We start from the raw sequence: 18,194 nt of genomic DNA on the forward strand, positions 1-18,194 counted from the left end.
TTGCTGTGTCGCGTAGACGCGTCGTAGTCACCGGGATGGGGATGGTATCGCCTCTGGGTAACGATGTGCCGAGCAGCTGGCAGGGAATTCTGGCCGGCCGCAGTGGGATCGGCCTGATCGAGCACATGGATCTTTCAGCTTATTCGACCCGCATCGGCGGTTCGATCAAGGGCTTTGATGTCGAGCAGTACCTGCCGGCCAAGGAAGCACGCAAGATCGACTTGTTTATTCAGTACGGTCTGGCTGCGAGCTTCCAGGCGTTCAGGGACTCCGGGCTCGAAGTCACTGACGCCAACCGCGAGCGCATCGGTGTGGCCATGGGTTCGGGCATTGGTGGGCTTACCAATATCGAGAACAACTGCAAATCGTTGTTCGACCAGGGCCCGCGCCGGATTTCCCCCTTTTTCGTCCCCGGCTCGATTATCAATATGGTTTCGGGCTTCCTGTCGATCCACCTGGGTCTGCAAGGGCCCAATTACGCTATTGCGACAGCCTGTACCACGGCGACTCACTGTATCGGCATGGCGGCACGCAACATCGCCTATGGCGAGGCGGACGTGATGATTGCTGGTGGCTCAGAGATGGCTGCGTGTGGGCTGGGTATCGGTGGCTTTGGAGCCGCACGGGCCTTGTCCACGCGCAACGACGATCCGACTGCGGCGAGCCGCCCGTGGGATCGTGGTCGCGACGGTTTCGTCCTGTCCGATGGTGCCGGTGCGCTGGTGCTCGAAGAGCTCGAACATGCCAAGGCGCGCGGTGCGACCATCCATGCCGAGCTGATCGGATTCGGCATGAGCGCCGATGCGTTCCACATGACCTCGCCGCCGGAAGACGGCGCTGGCGCCAGTCGCTGCATGCGCAGCGCGCTCAAGGATGCGGGGATCGATGCGAGCAGCGTCGACTACATCAATGCCCATGGCACCTCCACGCCGGCAGGTGACAGGGCTGAGGCTGCCGCGGTCAAGTCGGTGTTTGGCGAGCACGCGTATAGCCTATCCGTCAGTTCGACCAAGTCGATGATTGGGCATCTGTTGGGCGCCGCTGGCGCTGTCGAAGCGATCTTCAGCGTTCTGGCGATTCGCGATCAGGTGGCTCCTCCGACGATCAACCTGGACGATCCCGATGACGGTTGCGACCTTGACTTCGTGCCGTACGAGGCCAAATCGCGCCGCATCGAGGTCTCGCTGTCCAACTCCTTCGGCTTTGGCGGCACCAACGGCTCGCTGGTGTTCCGCCGGTTCGCCGAGTGATATCGAGCTGGGTGAACGGGTATCCCGCCGATGGGGTGGCCGTTCACGATCGGGGTCTGGCCTACGGCGATGGCCTGTTCGAGACGATCCGCGTCGTCGATGGCTCGCCTCGATACGCCGAGCGTCATCTGCGGCGCCTTGTGCATGGTTGCCAGCGACTGTCGATTCCCTGCGAGCCCGACCTCGTCAGGTCGGAACTGCAGGCTTTTGCTCGGTCGCTCGGCGACGGTGTCGCCAAGCTGGTCCTGACGCGCGGCGCCGGGCAGCGGGGCTATGGCTCACCTGATCCTTGTCATCCCACTCGTCTGCTGCTTGCCGCGCCGGCGCCGGCCTATCCCAGTGAAAATGCCGACGAGGGCGTGGCGCTCTACCCCTGCACGACTCGCCTGGCGGAGCAGCCGCTGCTGGCTGGCCTCAAGCACCTCAACCGCCTCGAACAGGTTCTCGCTCGCGCCGAGTGGCAGGATCGGCGCTATGCCGAGGGCTTGATGTGCGACACTTCCGGAAGGGTCATAGAAGGGGTGTTCAGCAACCTGTTCATGGTTATCGATGATCGACTGACGACTGCGAGCCTGGCGCGCTGCGGCGTGGCGGGCATCATGCGCGAGCGAATCCTAGATATCGCCGGTCAGCAGGGCTGGCAGGTCGAACAGGAAGATATCGACCTGGGGCAGTTGTGGCACGCCAGCGAGGTGTTCTGCTGCAACAGCCAGTACGGTATCTGGCCGGTGCGATCGCTGCAGTCGCACGCCTGGCCTGTCGGGCCGATGACCCTTAAACTTCAATCCCTTATTGCCGAGCCTGACATCCCGTGATTCGTAAATTGCTTCTGTTGATGATCGTCGTGGTGGGCCTGGGTGTAGCCGGCCTCGGCGTGCTGGCCTGGAAGCAATACGCTTCGCTCGAACAGCCCCTCGCCCTGGAACAGGATCGCCTGCTCGAGGTGCTGCCGGGCGATACGCCCGGTGGCATCTTCAAGCAGCTGGAGGCCGAAGGGCTGCTCCAGGACGCCTTTTCGCTGCGCCTCTACTGGCGTCTGAATCTCTCCGGGCAGACCTTGCACAGCGGTGAATATCAGCTGCGTCCCGGTATGACGGTGCGCGAGATGATCGGACTCTGGCAGCGCGCCGAAGTGGTCCAGTACACCCTGACACTGGTCGAGGGCTGGAATTTCCGCCAGCTGCGCGCAGCGCTGGCCGCCCAGCCTCGCCTGAAACAGACCCTGCAGGGTATGAGTGATCAGGAAATCATGGCGCAGCTGGGTCAGCCCGATCTGCACCCGGAAGGGCGTTTCTTTCCGGACACTTACAGCTATACCCGCAGCGTGAGCGACCTCGATCTGCTCAAGCGCGCCTATGCGCGCCTGGAAAAGGTTCTCGCCGAGGAATGGGAAAACCGCGCCGAGGGCTTGCCGTATGCAGACTCCTACCAAGCGTTGATCATGGCATCGATCATCGAGAAGGAGACTGGCGTGCCGCACGAGCGGGGCGAGATCGCCGGGGTGTTCGTGCGCCGCCTCGAGCAACGTATGCTGCTGCAGACGGACCCCACCGTGATCTACGGCCTCGGGGAGCAATATCAAGGGCGCATCACTCGCGCGCATCTGCGCCAGCCGACGCCCTACAACACCTACACCACGGCGGGCCTGCCGCCAACGCCGATCGCCATGGTCGGTCGCGAAGCCATTCATGCGGCGCTGCATCCGAAGGAGGGAACCAGTCTCTACTTCGTGGCCCGTGGCGATGGCAGCCACGTGTTCTCCGACAATCTGGCCGACCATAACCGCGCAGTCCGCGAGTATCAGCTCAAGCGACGCGCGGACTATCGCTCCAGCCCAGCGCCGCAACCAAAGCCGGAAGAGAGCGAGGCCGCTCAGTGACGGGACTGTTCATTACCCTGGAAGGGCCCGAGGGCGCCGGCAAAAGCACCAACCGCGAGTATCTCGCCGAGCGCCTGCGCAAAGCTGGCTGCAGCGTCGTACTGACCCGCGAGCCCGGTGGCACGCCGCTGGCCGAGCGGATTCGCGAGCTGCTGCTGACGCCGGCCGAGGAGGCGATGGCGGTCGACACCGAATTGCTGTTGGTCTTCGCCGCACGAGCACAGCACCTGACCGGTGTCATCCGGCCAGCCCTGGCGCAGGGGTCGATAGTGCTCTGCGACCGCTTCACCGATGCCACTTATGCCTATCAGGGGGGTGGGCGGGCCATGGATATTGACCGTATCGCGCTGCTGGAGACGTTCGTGCAGGGCGAGCTGCGCCCGGATCTGACTTTGCTGTTCGATCTGCCGGTGGATATCGGTCTGAGCCGGGCCGCGGCGCGTGGCCGTCTCGATCGCTTCGAGCAGGAGAAACGCGAGTTTTTCGAAGCTGTCCGGCGGACCTATCTGATGCGGGCCGAAGCGGCGCCGGCGCGTTACCGGGTGCTTGACGCAGCGCAGCCCCTTGCGAGCGTGCAGGCGGCGTTGGATGGGTTGGTGCCTAGCATCCTGGAGCGCGCCCGTGGCTGATGCCTACCCCTGGCAGGCCGGGCTCTGGCAGCAGCTGGCCGGTAGAACTCAGCATGCTCATGCCTATCTGCTGCATGGCCCCGTCGGAATCGGCAAGCGTGCGCTGGCCGAGCGTCTGGCGGCGTTGCTGCTGTGCCAGCGTCCGGCGCCGGAGGGCGCATGTGGTGCCTGCAAGAGCTGCCTACTGCTCGCCGCCGGCACGCATCCGGATCACTATGTGCTCGAGCCCGAAGAGGTAGACAAGGCGATCCGGGTCGATCAGGTACGCGATCTGGTGGGCTTCGTCACCCAGACCGCTCAGCTCGCCGGGCGTAAGGTGATCCTGCTCGAGCCTGCCGAGGCGATGAACCTGAACGCTGCCAACGCGCTGCTCAAAAGTCTGGAGGAGCCTTCGGGCGATACGGTCCTGCTGTTGATCAGCCACCAGCCCAGCCGGCTATTGCCAACCATCAAGAGTCGCTGCGTCCAGCAGGCCTGCCCGTTGCCTGGACGCGAAGCGAGCCTTGCGTGGCTCGAAACGGCGCTTCCGGAGCTGACGCCGCAGGCGCGGACGGATCTGTTGGCACTGGCAGCCGGATCTCCGCTGGCAGCGGCCAAGCTGCATGCTCAGGGTGTGCTGGAGTTGCGCGCGTTGATGGTGGACGGCGTCAAGAAGCTGCTCAAGCAGCAGCAGTCGCCGAGCCAGTTGGCCGAAGCCTGGAACGCGCTGCCGCTGTTGCTGGTGTTCGACTGGTTCAGTGAGTGGGCCTACCTGATTCTGCGCCATCAGATGACCGGCGACGACGATGCGCTCGGCGCGGTCGACATGTGCAAGGTCGTGCAGTACCTGGCGCAGAAGGCGCCCCGCAACAAGGTTCTGGCGCTGCAGGACTGGCTGCTGTCGCATCGGCAGAAAGTGCTGGCCAAGGCCAACCTCAACCGTGCCTTGCTTCTCGAAGCGTTGCTGGTGCAGTGGGCAAGCTTGCCATCAGCGGGCTAGAATCCTTGCAAATCGTACGCTAGGTACATCGAATGAATTTGCCACCGAATCTGGGGCCGCGTAACGGGATCATGTCCTTGACCATCAAGGATAAATCCGTGCTGTATGCGGCCTATATGCCCTTCATCAAGCATGGCGGGCTGTTCATACCCACCAACAAGAGCTACAAGCTCGGCGACGAAGTGTTCATGCTGCTCAACCTGATGGACGAGCCGGAAAAGATCCCGGTCGCAGGCAAGGTCGTCTGGATCACCCCCAAGGGGGCCCAGGGGAACCGCGCCGCCGGGGTAGGCGTCCAGTTCAACGAGGGCGACAATACCGCTCGCAACAAGATCGAGACCTACCTGGCCGGTGCGCTGAAGTCCGATCGTCCGACCCATACGATGTAGATCTCATGCAAACGCAGCCGCCATTTACATCCTCTCTGAGATTCCCGCACTTTCGATGCTCGTAGACTCGCATTGCCACCTCGATCGACTCGACCTCACCGCTCACGATGGCTCCCTCGATGCTGCGCTGCAGGCGGCTCGCCAGCGTGGGGTGGGGCATTTCCTGTGTATCGGCGTGAGCGCCGACAACGCTGCGGCGGTCAAGGCGCTCGCCGATAGCCATGATGATGTGGACTGTTCGGTCGGGGTTCATCCGCTTGACCTGGAGCCCGGTGCCGAGCCGGCGCTGGGCTGGTTGGTGGGGGAGCTCGCGCACCCGCGGGTGGTCGCCATTGGCGAGACCGGGCTGGATTATCACTATGAGCCGGAGGCGGCGCAGCTGCAGCAGCAATCCTTTCGACTGCATCTCGAGGCTGCCCGGATTACCGGCAAACCGGTGGTCATCCACACCCGCGCGGCTCGCCTGGACACTCTGGCACTGCTGCGCGAGGCCGATCTACCCCAGGCTGGCGTGCTGCACTGCTTCACCGAGGATTGGGAGATGGCTCGGTCTGCGCTGGACATGGGCTACTACATCTCGTTGTCGGGCATCGTCACGTTCCGCAATGCCGAAGCCCTGCGTGAAGTGGCGCGCCAAGTTCCGGCCGACCGACTGCTGGTGGAAACCGACTCGCCCTATCTGGCGCCGATACCGCACCGTGGTAAGCCGAACCTGCCGGAATACGTGCGCGACGTGGCGGAGTTTCTCGCCCAGCTGCGAGGCGTCGGCTTCGATGAGCTGGCTGCGCAGACCACGGCCAATTTCCAGCGGCTGTTCCCCCTGGCGCGGGTTCGCAAGGCATCCGCGACGCCATGACGTCTCGGGCGTCGTGCCCGCCATGTACAATGCGCGCCTCCTGACCCGTAGCCCCGTTTCTCCATGAGTTCCAGACCCTTCGCGGCAGCGCGGCGGGCTTGCGTCATGTTCCGTATCGAAGGTTGATCGATGAACGATAGTTTGCACACCGGTCCGCTCAAGCGTGGATTGAAAAACCGGCACATCCAGTTGATCGCCTTGGGCGGCGCCATCGGCACGGGCCTGTTCCTAGGCTCGGCCGGAGTGCTCAGGAGTGCCGGGCCGTCGATGATTCTGGGATACGCCATCGGCGGGTTCATCGCCTTCCTGATCATGCGCCAGCTCGGCGAGATGATCGTCGAGGAGCCGGTGGCCGGCTCGTTCAGTCATTTCGCCCATCGCTACTGGGGCCGCTATGCAGGCTTCCTGTCGGGCTGGAATTACTGGGTGTTGTACGTGCTGGTGGGCATGGCCGAGCTGACTGCGGTCGGCAAGTATGTCCAGTATTGGTGGCCCGAGATCCCGACCTGGGTGACCGCGGCGGCCTTTTTCATACTTATCAATCTGATCAACCTGAGCACGGTCAAGGCTTTCGGCGAGGCCGAATTCTGGTTCGCCATCATCAAGGTTGCCGCGATCGTCGGGATGATCCTGCTCGGTCTGTTTCTGCTGTTCGGTGGGGCAGGGGGCGAGCAGGCCAGCGTCAGTAACCTGTGGAGCCATGGAGGATTCTTTCCCAATGGCATCAGCGGGATGGTGATGGCGCTGGCGTTCATCATGTTCTCGTTTGGCGGGCTTGAGCTCGTTGGCATCACTGCCGCCGAGGCGGAGAACCCGCGGGAAGTCATTCCCAGAGCCATCAATCAGGTGGTCTACCGGATCCTGATTTTCTACATCGGGGCCTTGAGCGTGCTGCTCGCACTGTATCCCTGGGACAGCCTGTTGCAGACTCTTGGTGCGGCTGGCGACCCTTACAGCAGCAGCCCCTTCGTGCAGATCTTCTCTCTGATCGGTAGCGACACCGCCGCGCACGTGCTCAATTTCGTCGTGCTGACGGCGGCGCTGTCGGTCTACAACAGCGGCGTGTACTGCAACAGCCGCATGCTTTACGGGCTGGCCGAGCAGGGCGATGCGCCGAGAGCGCTGATGAAGATCAATCGCCGGGGCGTGCCGGTCCTGGCGCTAGGGGTTTCGGCACTGGTCACCTTCCTCTGCGTGCTGGTCAACTACCTGTTGCCGCAGGGAGCCTTGGAATTGTTGATGTCGCTGGTGGTGGCCTCGCTGGTGATCAACTGGGCGATGATCAGCCTGACGCATCTGCGCTTTCGTCGCAGCATGCAACAGCAGGGCCTGGAGCCTGGGTTCAAGGCGTTCTGGTTCCCCTTCACCAACTACCTGTGCCTGGCCTTCGTAGTGCTGATCGCCGGCATCATGCTGCTGATTCCGGGCATTCGCCTGTCGGTCTACGCGATACCCCTGTGGATTCTCTTTCTCTGGTTCTGCTTTTGCCTGCGCCGCAAGGCGATCCGCTCAAGCACGGCGGCCAGCTGAACCGGGACCCAAAAAAAACCCGGAAGCCAAAGGGATCCGGGTCAAGACCATTAGGAGTCGAAGACGCATTCCTAGCGACTTCAGCTGGCTTCGCATCGGGGGATTGCGTTGCCAGTTGATGAAGTATTGGCGCGAATGGACGGCTTTGCAGGGTGATCGCTGGCTAATTTTTAAACAAATTTGGAATAGCTTTCCCGACGTTGATCGCTAGCCGTTGGCCAGTCGGTGAACGATGGCCAGGGTCTCCTCGATTACCGATGCCGGAGTATAGAAGTGCGGCGACAGCCTGACGCCGCCGCCACGTTGTGCGCATACCACCTGCTCGGCCTTGAGCTGAGCGAACAGCTCGTTGCTATCCAACTGCTCGACCCTGAAGGTCAGGATGCCCGAGCGCCTCGATTGCGCGTGCGGGCTGAGCAACTCGACACCGTCAATTACGTCGAGGCCGCTGCGCAGCCACTCGATACGCTCGAGCACTAGCTTGGCCACCTGATCCATGCCTACCTCTTCGAGCAGTGACAGGCTGGCCTCGAGCGCCATGCAGCCGAGCATGTTGGGGCTGCCGCATTCGAAGCGCCTGGCGCTGCGTGCGGGCTGCCAGTCGTTGCGGTCGTAGTTGCCGGCATCCTCGAGCATGTGCCAGCCGTATTCGTGGAGCTTCAACTGGCTGCGCAGATCGCTGCGGCAATAGAAGACGCCCAGGCCTTCCGGCCCCAACATCCACTTATGTCCATCAGCCATCGCGAACGCGCAGCGCGCGGCCTGCACATCCAGGGGCAAGGCGCCCAGCTGCTGAATGGCATCGATGCACAACAGTACGCCTAGTTGCTCGCAGGCGAGGCCAAGGCGTTCGAGATCCAGACGCAGGCCGCTGGCGTACTGCACGGCGCTGATGGCCATCAGCCGTGTCCTGGGTCCGCAGGCAGCGAGCAGGTCGGCTTCCGGGTCTTGCCCTTTGAGGCTGACCTGGATCACCTCCACGCCTTGCGGAGCAAGCGCCTCCCATACGACGCGATTGGATGGGAACTCTTCGTCGCTGATGACGATCTGGTCGCCGGAACGCCAATCCAGCCCGAAGGCCACGAACGAAAGTGCCTCAGAGGTATTCTTGACCAAGGCGATGTCGGCTCTGCTCGGCGCGTTCAGGAGGCGGGCCAGACGTTCACGCAAGCGTAATTCCACATCAAGCCACTTGGGGTAGTCGCGCGCGCCGATGGTGTGGTTCTCCTTGGCGAAAGCCATTACCGCATCGCTTGCCCGCTTGGGCCAGGGCGCGACCGCAGCATGGTTGAGGTAACGCAGGCCGGCGGGGTGCGGGAATTGCTCGTCGAAGGTATTCATAGGCTGATGTTCCGTGCATTTCTGGGCTAGATAGGCATAATATCCCGCTTCGATTTTCCACCCCGCAGTCTTCTCACCTATGCAGAATGAACCTCGAAAAGTCCGCGAGTTTCGGCGGCGCGAACAGGAAATCCTCGATACCGCGTTGCAGCTTTTTCTCGAACAAGGAGAAGACAGCGTCACCGTGGAGATGATCGCCGACACGGTGGGCATCGGCAAAGGCACGATCTACAAGCACTTCAAGTCCAAGGCCGAGATCTACCTGCGGCTGATGCTTGACTACGAGCGCGACCTGAACGAACTGCTCCACTCTCCGGACGTCGACCGTGACAAGGAAGCGCTTTCGCGCGCCTATTTCGAGTTCCGCATGCGCGATCCACAGCGCTACCGCCTGTTCGACCGCCTCGAAGAAAAGCTGGTGAAGGGCAATCAGGTGCCGGACATGGTCGAAAACCTGCACAAGATCCGCGCGTCCAACTTCGAACATCTGACCCAGCTGATCAAAGGACGCATCGCCGAGGGCAAGCTCGAGGACGTGCCGCCTTATTTCCATTACTGCGCGGCTTGGGCGCTGGTGCACGGTGCCGTGGCGCTGTATCACTCTCCCTTCTGGAGCAGCGTGCTCGAGGATCAGGAGGGGTTCTTCCAGTTCCTCATGGATATCGGCGTACGCATGGGCAACAAGCGCAAGCGCGATTGATCCTCACGGCCTCGCAGGTGCGTTGCTTGTGCCGATGATGGCCTGGATGCTGCATTGCCTCGGGAATTGCCGGTTTTCCGTCACCGGCCTGGAGACGATGATGAAGTATCTGAGCGCGCTATTGGCGCTGGTGCTGTTGAGCGGCTGCATGAACGTCAGCGACATGGCCGAGGGCACGCGCTACCACCTGCGTGACGCTGGCATTCTCGACCACAGCGATACTCAGCGCTCGGCCACCTGGCGCATTCAGCCGGACTCCCTCATCTATATTGCCCAGGGCCACTTCGTACCGCCGGGCCAATTCTATCCGCGGCCGAACGTGGTGGCCGAAGAGGCGTTCAAGGGGTTCGTCGAGTATTTCCCCATGGTCCGGCGGGCGCCGGAACCTGCCGGTCTCGAAGAGGCATTGAACCAGGCGGCCGCCAATGGTGCCCATTACCTGTTGTACACGCGATTCGCCGCTGCGGACGACCGCATCGGCACCTATGAGGAATGGGATGATCAGCGTGTGATCGATCGGCTGGGCGTGGATACCAGCGTCATCCAGCTGATGCTGATCGAAACCGGGACCCGCTATCAGGTGGACAATGCGCGCATTCGCACCCGTGGCGGCATCCTGACCCTTTATGACGCCAAGCCGGATCAGTACCTGGGCCCGCCGCTACGCGACTATGCCCGGCGCCTGCTTGGCCTTGGACGTTGAGGAAAGCGCGATGCCCGTTTCAGGCAAGGCCAACGATTTGCTTGGCCAGATTCCGAAAAGCGAGAAGAAAGGACTGCCTCCGGTTCACCTCTGGAATCCGCCGTTCTGTGGCGATCTGGATATGCGGATCGCCCGCGATGGCACCTGGTACTACCTGGGTACGCCTATTGGCAGGCCGGCGATGGTACGCCTGTTCTCCACCGTGATCAGGCGCGACGGCGACGACTATTTTCTGGTGACGCCGGTGGAGAAGGTCGGTATCCAGGTCGAGGATGCACCCTTCGTGGCAGTGCGCCTGGACGTCCTGGGCGAGGGGGAAGGGCAGGTGCTGCGCTTCATCACCAATGTCGAAGACGAGACAGAGGCTGGTACCGAGCATCCGTTGCGGGTCCTGGTCGATCCCAAGACGCAGGAGCCGGCGCCCTATGTCCACGTCAGGGCCAACCTCGAGGCGTTGATCAGCCGAAACGTGTTCTACCAATTGGTGGAGCTGGCGGTGCCTCGGGATATCGACGGCCAGCCCTGGCTGGGCGTTTGGAGTCACGGCGAGTTTTTCCCGATAGGGCCGCAAGGCTAACCACTGAAGAACTTCGCACAGTTGTGAAAAAGGCTCCCGAGGGAGCCTTTTCTGTCTTACATGTTGGGATAGTTCGGCCCGCCGGTACCTTCGGGCGCTACCCAGGTGATGTTCTGCGCAGGGTCCTTGATGTCGCAGGTCTTGCAGTGCACACAGTTCTGCGCATTGATCTGGAAGCGCTTGCTGCCGTCGTCGTTGGCCACCACCTCGTAGACGCCGGCTGGGCAATAGCGCTGTGCCGGTTCGTCATAGAGTGGCAGGTTCTTGTCGATCGGGATGCTCGGGTCGGTCAGCTTCAGGTGTACCGGCTGATCTTCCTCATGGTTGGTGTTGGACAGGAACACCGAGCTGAGCTTGTCGAAGCTGAGTTTGCCGTCCGGCTTGGGATAGCTGATCTTCTCCGCCTCCGAGGCCTTCTTCAGGCAGGTGTGATCCATGCGGGTGTCACGCAGCGTGAAGGGGAGCTTTCCGCCCAGCAGGTTGTATTCGACGAAGCTGAACGCCGGACCCATGATCGGGCCGAATTTGTGCATCGCCGGACCGAAGTTGCGGCTCTGGTAGAGTTCTTCATGCAGCCAGCTCGCCTTGAACCCTTCGACGTAATTGGTCAGTTCGTCGGCTTCCCGGCCTTCGGCCAGGGCGGCGGCAATGGCTTCGGCGGCCAGCATGCCGGATTTCATGGCGGTGTGGCTGCCCTTGATCTTGGCGGCGTTGAGCGTGCCGAGGTCGCAGCCGATGAGCGCGCCGCCCGGAAATACCATCTTCGGCAGGGAGTTGAAGCCGCCCTTGACCAGCGCTCGCGCGCCGTAGGAGATGCGCTTGCCACCCTCGAGGTACTGTTTGATGACCGGGTGATGCTTGTAGCGCTGGAACTCGTCGAACGGCGAAAGGTGCGGGTTGCTGTAGGCGAGGTCGACGATCAGTCCGACCACGATCTGGTTGTTCTCCAGGTGATACAGGAAGGAGCCACCCGGATTTTCCTTGTTCAGCGGCCAGCCGGAGGTATGAACGACCAAGCCCTGTTCATGCTTGGCTGGATCGATTTCCCAAAGCTCCTTGATGCCGATGCCGTAGTGCTGCGGATCAACATTGGCGCTGAGCTGGAAGCGCTTGATCAGCTGCTTGCCGATGTGGCCGCGGCAACCTTCGGCGAACAGGGTGTACTTGCCGCGCAGCTCCATCCCTGGCGTGTAAACGCCTTCTTTCGGATTGCCCTCGCGGTCGACGCCAAGGTCACCGGTGATGATGCCCCGGACGATGCCTTCTTCGTCGATCAGGGCTTCCTGGGCGGCAAAACCCGGGTAGATCTCGACCCCCAGGTTCTCGGCCTGCTGCGCCAGCCAACGGCACAGGTTGCCGAGGGAAATGATGTAGTTGCCCTCGTTGTGCATCGGCTTCGGCACGAAGAAGTTAGGTACTTTCGTGGCTTTTTCGGCATTGTTGAGCAGGTAGATATCGTCGCGCTTGACCGGGGTGTTCAGCGGCGCGCCAAGGGCTTTCCAGTCGGGAAACAGCTCGTTCAGCGCGCGGGGCTCGAACACGGCACCGGAGAGAATATGCGCGCCAACCTCAGAACCTTTTTCGACGACGCAGACACTGATCTCTTGGCCAGCGTCGGCGGCTTTCTGCTTCAGCCGGCAGGCAGCCGATAGGCCCGCGGGGCCGGCACCGACGATGACAACGTCGAATTCCATGTATTCGCGTTCCATTAGCTATCTCCTACTCAAGGCTTGATATTTTATAAGATGGAGGGCCAGGCTGGTCCCTTCGCTGGCCGAGCGGCAGATTATATCTACACCCCAAGGCAGGTCCAATACAAACGTTTGTTTGAATTTGCTGGAAGCCTGATAGAATCGAGGATCTGTGGTTTATGACGGGGTATTTGCGTTGTTGACCCCTCTATAGGCACCCGTCAAGATACGAGCGGTTTTGCGCGCGCAGACGGTGCTGGCCACAGTTTGGGGTGCCATGCAGGGCCCGGTTCGCCTCGGCGGAATTCAATTCACCGGAGAGTAACGAGGAATCCATGAAGGTTCTTGTAGCTGTCAAACGAGTGGTCGATTACAACGTCAAAGTCCGCGTCAAGGCGGACAACTCCGGCGTCGACCTCGCCAACGTCAAGATGTCGATGAACCCCTTCTGCGAAATCGCCGTGGAAGAAGCCGTGCGCCTGAAAGAGAAGGGCGTGGCCAGCGAAATCGTTGTCGTCTCCATTGGCCCGACCGCTGCCCAGGAGCAGCTGCGCACCGCGCTGGCGCTGGGCGCTGACCGTGCCGTACTGGTCGAGTCTGCTGACGAGCTGAACTCCCTGGCTGTGGCCAAGCTGCTCAAGGCCGTCGTCGACAAGGAACAGCCGCAGCTGATCATTCTCGGCAAGCAGGCCATCGACAGCGACAACAATCAGACCGGACAGATGCTCGGCGCCTTGACTGGTTACGCCCAGGGCACCTTCGCTTCGAAGGTTGAAGTGTCGGGCGACAAGGTCAGCGTGACCCGCGAGATCGATGGTGGTCTGCAGACCGTTGCACTGAACCTGCCGGCGATCGTCACCACCGACCTGCGTCTGAACGAGCCGCGCTACGCTTCGCTGCCCAACATCATGAAGGCCAAGAAGAAGCCGCTGGAAGTGCTGACGCCCGATGCGCTCGGCGTTGCCACCAGCTCCACCCTCAAGACCCTCAAGGTCGAAGCGCCTGCCGCCCGCAGCGCAGGCATCAAGGTCAAGTCGGTAGCCGAACTGGTCGAGAAACTGAAGAACGAGGCGAAGGTAATCTAAATGACTATCCTGGTTATCGCTGAACACAACAATGCGGTCCTGGCGGCTGCGACCCTGAACACTGTCGCGGCAGCCAAGGCCATTGGCGGTGACATCCATGTGCTGGTAGCCGGCGCCGGTTGCGCTGCCATCGGCGAAGCAGCTGCCAAGATCGAAGGCGTGTCGAAGGTGCTGGTCGCCGACGATGCGGCCTATGCTAATCAGCTGCCGGAAAACGTCGCGCCGCTGATCTCCGATCTGGCCAAGCAGTACAGCCATGTTCTGGCGGCCGCCACCACCAACGGCAAGAACTTCCTGCCCCGCGTCGCCGCCCAGCTGGACGTCGACCAGATTTCCGAGATCGTCGCGGTCGAGAGTCCGGACACCTTCAAGCGTCCGATTTACGCCGGCAACGCCATCGCCACCGTGCAGTCCAGCGCTCCGGTCAAGGTCATCACCGTGCGCACAACCGGTTTCGACGCGGTGAATGCCGAAGGCGGCTCGGCTGCCATCGAGCAGATCGCCGGTCCAGGCGATGCCGGCAAGTCGGCCTTCGTCGGTGAAGAGCTGGCCAAGTCCGATCGGCCCGAACTGGCTGGCGCCAAGATCGTGGTTTCCGGCGGTCGCGGCATGCAGAACGGCGACAACTTCAAGTACCTGTACTCGCTGGCCGACAAGCTCGGCGCTGCCGTCGGCGCCTCGCGCGCTGCCGTCGACGCCGGCTTCGTGCCGAACGACATGCAGGTCGGCCAGACCGGCAAGATCGTCGCGCCGCAGCTGTACATCGCGGTCGGCATCTCCGGTGCCATCCAGCATCTGGCGGGCATGAAGGATTCCAAGGTGATCGTCGCGATCAACAAGGACGAAGAAGCACCGATCTTCCAGGTAGCCGACTACGGCCTGGTCGGCGATCTGTTCGAAATCGTGCCGGAGCTTGAACGCCTGGTCTGATCGACCGGCGCGTTACGAAAAACCCGCTTCCAGGAGCGGGTTTTTTCATGGGCGAGCGATCGTGCCGCCAATGGTAAGATTCGCCGCATCGTCCTACAGGCCAAGAGGTATTCATGGGGTTTCCCAGGCTAAAGCCGGCGTTGCTCCTCATCATGCTCAGCGTGACGGGGCTTGCGAGCGCGGCGGGCAAGTGCGATCGGGTGATTGCCACCGGCGCTGCCGACAACCCGCCGTTCCTCTGGCGTGACCCACAACATCCGGAGCGGCTGATCGGTGCCAGTGCAGACCTGCTCAGGCAGATCACTGACGCGATCGACCTGAAACTGGAAATTCTCTACACCGGCGATGCGGACAAGGCGCTCGACGAAGTTCGCAGCGGCAGGGTCGATATTTTCGCCGGGGCGCCGCTCAGTATCGAGCGGCTCGAGGAGCTGGACTTCGTCCACCCGGCCGTCGCCGAGCTGGAAACGCTGCCCTGGGTGCGTCGGGATCATGTCTGGTTCTATGGCAGCCGTGAGGACCTCATCGGGCGAGCCGGTGCTTATGTGTCGAGCTCGCGCTTCGGTAGCCAGTTCGACGCGTTCGCCAGGGACAGCCTGCGCTTGCAGTCGACGCCTAATCTGACGCAGGCCTTGCAGAACCTCCTGGTGGGCGAGAGCGACTACGTGCTGCATGAGCGCTATTCGGCCATGGCACAGGCCGACACGCTGGGGCTGCTCGATGATTTGCTGCCCCTCGACCCGCCGGTGCTGAGCCAGGGTCTGCATCTGGCAGTGTCCCACGATTCGGCTTGTAATGACGCCTGGCTGCGCGGGAAATTGGCGCTGCACATGACGCAGTTGCGCGCTGCTGGCGTGCCCCGCGCACTGCTGATGAAAAACGTCGATCTCTGGAAAAGCCAACAGCTGGCACCTGCCAGCGCAGGTCAAGATTAGGAAATCTGTCGTGAACGCTTTCTCCCCCTGCCTTTTGCTGTCGGCGCTGTTGATCGCCGGCTGTGCTACCGACCCGGCTCCCACCGAGCAACTTCGCCTCTCCGAACAAGCCGTGGCGCAGGCGCGCGCTGTCGGTGCCGACGAAACGCTGGCCGAGCTACCGCTGGCCGAGGCAAAGCTCGCCCGGGCTCAAGCCGCCACGGCGCGCGGCGATAACCGGGCGGCGCGGCTGCTGGCCGAGCAGGCCGAGCTGGACGCTCGCCTGGCCGAGACCCGTGCTCTAAACCGACGCAGCGAGGAGCAACTGGCTGAGTTGACCGCGCGTATCGGCCGGTTGCGCCAGCAATTGGGAGCCCTGCAATGAAGCGCTTCGGATGCGGTTGGCTGGTGTTCATCGGCCTCTCGATCGGCGGCTGCGCCAGTCAGTCGCAAGGCCCGGCGCTGGATGACGCGTTGGCGGCGTACACACGGGTCAAGACGGATCCGGATGTGCTGCGCAGCGCGCCCAAGGATGTGGTTCGCGCCGGTGAGACCCTGGCGCGTGCCGAGCGTTTTTCCAGCTACCTGGGCAGCGGCGAGGACGTCGCGCATTATGCCTATCTCAGCCAGCGCTACAGCGATATCGCCACCCAGCACAGCGAACTGGAAAAAGCGCAGCAGCGTATCGCTCTGCTCGAGCGTGAGCGCGACCGGCTGCGCCTTGCCTTGCGTGAGGGCAGGATGCTCAGTTCGCAGCAGGAGAACCGGTGGGTCGAAGACCAGATGATGAGCCTCGCGGCCAGCGAGACCGATCGCGGGCTGGTGATGACGCTCGGCGACGTGCTGTTCGAGACGGCCAGCGCGACCCTGAGCCCGTCGGCCAACCGTACGCTGCTCAAGCTGGCGCAGTTTCTCCAGATCAACCAGCGACGCAACGTCAGGATCGAGGGCTACAGCGACAGTCTCGGCAGTGCCGAACAGAACCTGGCGCTATCGAAAGCACGTGCGCAGGCGGTTGGCGATCTGCTGGTCGACCTGGGTATCGAGGCTCGCCGGATCGAGGTCGTGGCATACGGCGAACGTTATCCGATCGCTGAAAACGCCTCGGCGCAGGGGCGAGCGCAAAATCGACGCGTCGAGATTCTGTTTTCCGACGACCAGGGGCGGATAGCGCCTCCCCGGTAACAGGCGAAGGCTTTGGCGCGACTGTTTCGCGCACTCTGCTCACAACTGTTATGGTGAAATACCGCTCCGCTGAGCTACTGTTATGGTTCAGTTAGCGGAGGCCGACGGAATGACCAATCTGTTGCTTTATCAGCGTATCGCGCACCAGCTTGCCGAAGACATTCGTCGCGGCGTCTATCGCCCCGGCGAGCGAGTGCCTTCGGTGCGCAAGATGAGCGTCCAGCTCAATGTCAGCCACGCCACCGTGCTTCAGGCCTATGCGAATCTAGAGGATCAGGGGCTGATCCGCGCCCGCCCGCAATCGGGATTCTATGTTCATCAGACGCCTGCGCTGACCGCGCCGACCCCGGATATCGCACGGGTCGAGAAGCCGACGCTGGTAACGCGCAGCAGCATCATCCATCAGGTGCTACGTGAGGCCCGGCGCGAGGGTGTCATCCCGCTCGGTGCGGCGGTACCCCATGTCGATTATCTGCCTGTGCGGGCACTGCACCAGCAGCTGGCCAAGGTCACCCGGTTCCAGAGCGCCGAAGTCTTCGCCTACATGTTCAGCCCCGGATACGAGCCGTTGCGGCGCCAGGTTGCGATTCGCATGCGCGATGCGGGCGTCGTGGTCAGCCCTTCGGACATCGTCATCACCCATGGCTGTGTGGACGCTCTGCAGATGGCGCTGCGGGTCCTGACCAAGCCAGGCGACCTGATCGCCGCCGAGTCGCCTACGTACTATGGGCTCCTGCAGCTGGCCGATCTGTTGGGCCTGAAGGTCATCGAGATTCCCAGTGATCCGGCAACCGGAATCAGTCTTGAGGCATTGCAGCTGGCGGCCAGTCAGTGGCCAATCAAGGCGCTGGTGCTGACTGCGCGACTGAGCAACCCCTTGGGCGGATGCATCCCCGAGATGCGCCAGCGGCAGCTCCTGACGCTGGCCGAGACCTTCGACATCCAGATCATTGAGGACGATATCTACGGCGAGCTGATGTTCGAACAGGGGCTGTCAAAGGCTCTCAAAGCCAATGACCGGCACGACCGGGTGATCTATTGCTCGAGCTTTTCCAAGACCCTTTCGCCGGGCGTGCGCATCGGCTGGATGATCGCTGGCAAACATCAGGAAGAAATCCAGCGCATGCAGACCTTCAGTACTCACTCAGCCTGCAGCGTGACTCAGATGGGGGTTGCCGCCTATCTGGAAAATGGCGGCTACGACCGACATTTGCGCTATATCCGCCAGGAGTATCGCAAGAACCTCAGCGCGTTCCAGTTGGCCGTACAGCGCTATTTTCCCGAAGGGACACAAATGACCCGGCCGATCGGGGGGTTCATTCTCTGGGTTAGCCTGCCGGTCAAGGTCAACACCAAGGAGTTGCATGCCAAGGCGCTCCTGCAGGGTGTGAGTATCGCGCCGGGGCTGATTTTCAGTAACACCGAGCAGTTCAATCACTGCGTGAGACTCAACTGTGCATTTCCCAGGGGGCGTGACGCGGAGCAAGCGGTGCGAACCCTCGGGGCGCTGGCCGGCCAGTTGTGCCAACAGGCGCAATAGCCGAGATTTCATGGTC

At 62.2% G+C, this 18,194-nt stretch carries 19 protein-coding genes; 17 read left to right on the top strand and 2 right to left on the bottom strand.

Translation table 11 applies throughout. From position 1 onward, the window contains the following. Nucleotides 1-5: 5 nt before the first annotated feature. From fabF to G7026_RS05340, 8 genes are all read left to right on the top strand, one after another. Nucleotides 6-1,250 (top strand): beta-ketoacyl-ACP synthase II, encoded by a 1,245-nt coding sequence (gene fabF / locus G7026_RS05305; RefSeq protein ID WP_181069709.1) that lies wholly within the window; start codon nucleotides 6-8, stop codon nucleotides 1,248-1,250. After that, the gene (pabC, locus tag G7026_RS05310; RefSeq protein ID WP_181069832.1) at nucleotides 1,250-2,065 is read left to right on the top strand and encodes an aminodeoxychorismate lyase; all 816 of its coding nucleotides are present in this window, start codon (nucleotides 1,250-1,252) and stop codon (nucleotides 2,063-2,065) included. Before fabF ends, pabC begins: the two co-directional genes overlap by 1 nt. Then, nucleotides 2,062-3,129: an endolytic transglycosylase MltG gene (gene mltG, locus G7026_RS05315; RefSeq protein WP_181069710.1), complete on the top strand. Its 1,068-nt coding sequence runs from the start codon at nucleotides 2,062-2,064 to the stop codon at nucleotides 3,127-3,129. Before pabC ends, mltG begins: the two co-directional genes overlap by 4 nt. After that, on the top strand, nucleotides 3,126-3,758 hold the full coding sequence (gene tmk / locus G7026_RS05320) for a dTMP kinase (protein ID WP_181069711.1): 633 nt from the start codon (nucleotides 3,126-3,128) through the stop codon (nucleotides 3,756-3,758). Before mltG ends, tmk begins: the two co-directional genes overlap by 4 nt. Beyond that, the gene (locus G7026_RS05325; RefSeq protein ID WP_181069712.1) at nucleotides 3,751-4,737 is read left to right on the top strand and encodes a DNA polymerase III subunit delta'; all 987 of its coding nucleotides are present in this window, start codon (nucleotides 3,751-3,753) and stop codon (nucleotides 4,735-4,737) included. Before tmk ends, G7026_RS05325 begins: the two co-directional genes overlap by 8 nt. A gap of 32 nt (nucleotides 4,738-4,769) precedes the next feature. Beyond that, nucleotides 4,770-5,126, top strand: coding sequence for a PilZ domain-containing protein (locus G7026_RS05330; protein WP_178077661.1), 357 nt, complete (start codon nucleotides 4,770-4,772; stop codon nucleotides 5,124-5,126). A 55-nt stretch (nucleotides 5,127-5,181) separates the two neighbouring features. Beyond that, nucleotides 5,182-5,982, top strand: a complete 801-nt coding sequence (locus tag G7026_RS05335) for a TatD family hydrolase (RefSeq protein ID WP_181069713.1) — start codon at nucleotides 5,182-5,184, stop codon at nucleotides 5,980-5,982. Nucleotides 5,983-6,111: 129 nt separating this feature from the next. Then, on the top strand, nucleotides 6,112-7,512 hold the full coding sequence (locus tag G7026_RS05340; protein WP_181069714.1) for an amino acid permease: 1,401 nt from the start codon (nucleotides 6,112-6,114) through the stop codon (nucleotides 7,510-7,512). Nucleotides 7,513-7,719: 207 nt separating this feature from the next. On the opposite strand, the gene G7026_RS05345 is transcribed toward G7026_RS05340, so the two are convergent. After that, the gene (locus G7026_RS05345; RefSeq protein WP_181069715.1) at nucleotides 7,720-8,853 is read right to left on the bottom strand and encodes an aminotransferase class V-fold PLP-dependent enzyme; all 1,134 of its coding nucleotides are present in this window, start codon (nucleotides 8,851-8,853) and stop codon (nucleotides 7,720-7,722) included. A 79-nt stretch (nucleotides 8,854-8,932) separates the two neighbouring features. On the opposite strand from G7026_RS05345, the gene G7026_RS05350 reads away from it, so the two are divergent. The 3 genes from G7026_RS05350 to G7026_RS05360 all read left to right on the top strand — a co-directional run bounded on the left by G7026_RS05350 (nucleotide 8,933) and on the right by G7026_RS05360 (nucleotide 10,833). Further along, nucleotides 8,933-9,553 carry a TetR/AcrR family transcriptional regulator gene (locus G7026_RS05350; RefSeq protein ID WP_181069716.1) on the top strand — a complete coding sequence of 207 codons (621 nt, stop codon included), beginning with the start codon at nucleotides 8,933-8,935 and terminating at the stop codon, nucleotides 9,551-9,553. Nucleotides 9,554-9,650: 97 nt separating this feature from the next. Next, entirely contained in the window at nucleotides 9,651-10,256 is a 606-nt protein-coding gene (locus tag G7026_RS05355) for a DUF4823 domain-containing protein (RefSeq protein ID WP_375138184.1), read from the top strand. Between the two features lie 10 nt (nucleotides 10,257-10,266). Beyond that, nucleotides 10,267-10,833 (top strand): DUF1285 domain-containing protein, encoded by a 567-nt coding sequence (locus tag G7026_RS05360; RefSeq protein WP_181069718.1) that lies wholly within the window; start codon nucleotides 10,267-10,269, stop codon nucleotides 10,831-10,833. Between the two features lie 56 nt (nucleotides 10,834-10,889). Here G7026_RS05360 and G7026_RS05365 read toward each other — a convergent pair whose 3' ends face one another. Next, on the bottom strand, nucleotides 10,890-12,542 hold the full coding sequence (locus G7026_RS05365) for an electron transfer flavoprotein-ubiquinone oxidoreductase (RefSeq protein ID WP_181069719.1): 1,653 nt from the start codon (nucleotides 12,540-12,542) through the stop codon (nucleotides 10,890-10,892). 317 nt (nucleotides 12,543-12,859) lie between these two features. Between G7026_RS05365 and G7026_RS05370 the strand changes: the two genes are divergently transcribed. From G7026_RS05370 to G7026_RS05395, 6 genes are all read left to right on the top strand, one after another. Continuing rightward, nucleotides 12,860-13,609 carry an electron transfer flavoprotein subunit beta/FixA family protein gene (locus tag G7026_RS05370; RefSeq protein ID WP_181069720.1) on the top strand — a complete coding sequence of 250 codons (750 nt, stop codon included), beginning with the start codon at nucleotides 12,860-12,862 and terminating at the stop codon, nucleotides 13,607-13,609. Then, nucleotides 13,610-14,539, top strand: a complete 930-nt coding sequence (locus G7026_RS05375) for an electron transfer flavoprotein subunit alpha/FixB family protein (RefSeq protein WP_181069721.1) — start codon at nucleotides 13,610-13,612, stop codon at nucleotides 14,537-14,539. Nucleotides 14,540-14,652: 113 nt separating this feature from the next. Next, nucleotides 14,653-15,474 (top strand): substrate-binding periplasmic protein, encoded by an 822-nt coding sequence (locus G7026_RS05380; protein WP_181069722.1) that lies wholly within the window; start codon nucleotides 14,653-14,655, stop codon nucleotides 15,472-15,474. A 10-nt stretch (nucleotides 15,475-15,484) separates the two neighbouring features. Beyond that, nucleotides 15,485-15,838 (top strand): DUF4398 domain-containing protein, encoded by a 354-nt coding sequence (locus G7026_RS05385; RefSeq protein WP_308811758.1) that lies wholly within the window; start codon nucleotides 15,485-15,487, stop codon nucleotides 15,836-15,838. Next, on the top strand, nucleotides 15,835-16,638 hold the full coding sequence (locus G7026_RS05390) for an OmpA family protein (protein WP_181069723.1): 804 nt from the start codon (nucleotides 15,835-15,837) through the stop codon (nucleotides 16,636-16,638). The genes G7026_RS05385 and G7026_RS05390 overlap by 4 nt, the downstream gene beginning before the upstream one ends. Before the next feature lie 109 nt (nucleotides 16,639-16,747). Then, the gene (locus G7026_RS05395; protein ID WP_181069724.1) at nucleotides 16,748-18,178 is read left to right on the top strand and encodes an aminotransferase-like domain-containing protein; all 1,431 of its coding nucleotides are present in this window, start codon (nucleotides 16,748-16,750) and stop codon (nucleotides 18,176-18,178) included. The last annotated feature ends 16 nt before the right edge of the window (nucleotides 18,179-18,194 follow it).

Origin of the sequence: Stutzerimonas azotifigens, from assembly GCF_013522725.1 — a bacterium.
Lineage (GTDB): Bacteria > Pseudomonadota > Gammaproteobacteria > Pseudomonadales > Pseudomonadaceae > Stutzerimonas > Stutzerimonas azotifigens_A.

What these genes read in the sequence shown, in the direction of transcription:
- G7026_RS05330 (WP_178077661.1), top strand. Translation starts at nt 4,770, where the DNA reads ATGAATTTGCCACCGAATCTGGGGCCGCGTAACGGGATCATGTCCTTG.
- G7026_RS05335 (WP_181069713.1), top strand. Translation starts at nt 5,182, where the DNA reads ATGCTCGTAGACTCGCATTGCCACCTCGATCGACTCGACCTCACCGCT.
- G7026_RS05340 (WP_181069714.1), top strand. Translation starts at nt 6,112, where the DNA reads ATGAACGATAGTTTGCACACCGGTCCGCTCAAGCGTGGATTGAAAAAC.
- G7026_RS05345 (WP_181069715.1), bottom strand. Translation starts at nt 8,853, where the DNA reads ATGAATACCTTCGACGAGCAATTCCCGCACCCCGCCGGCCTGCGTTAC.
- G7026_RS05350 (WP_181069716.1), top strand. Translation starts at nt 8,933, where the DNA reads ATGCAGAATGAACCTCGAAAAGTCCGCGAGTTTCGGCGGCGCGAACAG.
- G7026_RS05355 (WP_375138184.1), top strand. Translation starts at nt 9,651, where the DNA reads ATGATGAAGTATCTGAGCGCGCTATTGGCGCTGGTGCTGTTGAGCGGC.
- G7026_RS05360 (WP_181069718.1), top strand. Translation starts at nt 10,267, where the DNA reads ATGCCCGTTTCAGGCAAGGCCAACGATTTGCTTGGCCAGATTCCGAAA.
- G7026_RS05365 (WP_181069719.1), bottom strand. Translation starts at nt 12,542, where the DNA reads ATGGAACGCGAATACATGGAATTCGACGTTGTCATCGTCGGTGCCGGC.
- G7026_RS05370 (WP_181069720.1), top strand. Translation starts at nt 12,860, where the DNA reads ATGAAGGTTCTTGTAGCTGTCAAACGAGTGGTCGATTACAACGTCAAA.
- G7026_RS05375 (WP_181069721.1), top strand. Translation starts at nt 13,610, where the DNA reads ATGACTATCCTGGTTATCGCTGAACACAACAATGCGGTCCTGGCGGCT.
- G7026_RS05380 (WP_181069722.1), top strand. Translation starts at nt 14,653, where the DNA reads ATGGGGTTTCCCAGGCTAAAGCCGGCGTTGCTCCTCATCATGCTCAGC.
- G7026_RS05390 (WP_181069723.1), top strand. Translation starts at nt 15,835, where the DNA reads ATGAAGCGCTTCGGATGCGGTTGGCTGGTGTTCATCGGCCTCTCGATC.
- G7026_RS05395 (WP_181069724.1), top strand. Translation starts at nt 16,748, where the DNA reads ATGACCAATCTGTTGCTTTATCAGCGTATCGCGCACCAGCTTGCCGAA.